The sequence below is a fragment of the Sphingomonas sp. Leaf21 genome (assembly GCF_916858675.1).
Taxonomy (GTDB): Bacteria; Pseudomonadota; Alphaproteobacteria; order Sphingomonadales; family Sphingomonadaceae; genus Sphingomonas.
In genome coordinates this window covers 1-671 of the sequence record NZ_CAKASM010000056.1, presented here as the reverse complement: position 1 = coordinate 671, position 671 = coordinate 1, and the positions used below count along the sequence as shown (strand labels likewise).

1 protein-coding gene is annotated in these 671 nt (G+C 59.9%); it reads left to right on the top strand.

The features are described from left to right. A partial coding sequence (locus LRP66_RS18220) for a site-specific integrase (RefSeq protein WP_230484014.1) occupies nt 1–671 on the top strand: 671 nt, incomplete at both ends.

The following is a 671-nucleotide window of genomic DNA, read 5'->3' as shown; positions in this document are numbered from 1 at the left end:
ATCCTCGGCTATTCCAAGACCGGCGGCGCCGCTCGCCAGACCTTTCAGGAAGAGGAGTTGCAACGGCTGTTCGCCAGCCCGCTGTTCACCGCCCCCGCGACGTGGAAGCACGATCGTCTGGTCAGCGACATGACGCTGTACTGGCTATTCCTTCTCGGCCTGACGACCGGTGCCCGACTGGAGGAAGTCGGCCAAGCCATGATCGCCGATGTGAAAGCCGATGGCGCCATCACCTATATCGACATCGACGATTATGCGGCCGAGGCAAGCGATGACGGTAAATCGATCAAGACGGCAACGTCACGCCGCCTCGTACCTGTCCATGCCATGCTGATCGAACTGGGCTTTCGGGATTACATCAAGGCGGTGAAGAAGGCCGGACACACTAGACTTTTCCCCGATCTGGTTCCCAACGGCTTCGGCAAGCGGACCAAGGAGGCCTCGCGCATCGCCAACCGTGTCATCGATCGATACGTCTCCACCGACGCCCGGTTGGTCTTCCACAGCTTCCGTCATGGCTTCAAGGACCTCGCTCTGGAAGCGGGCGTGCTGGAACGGATCGTCGACCAGATTTGCGGCCACGCCGCAACCACAGTCGGGGGAAAATACGGTCAGGGGGTTCGCTTGGCGATCCTGAACCGCGAGCTTCATAAAGTCGATTGGTCGTTTCT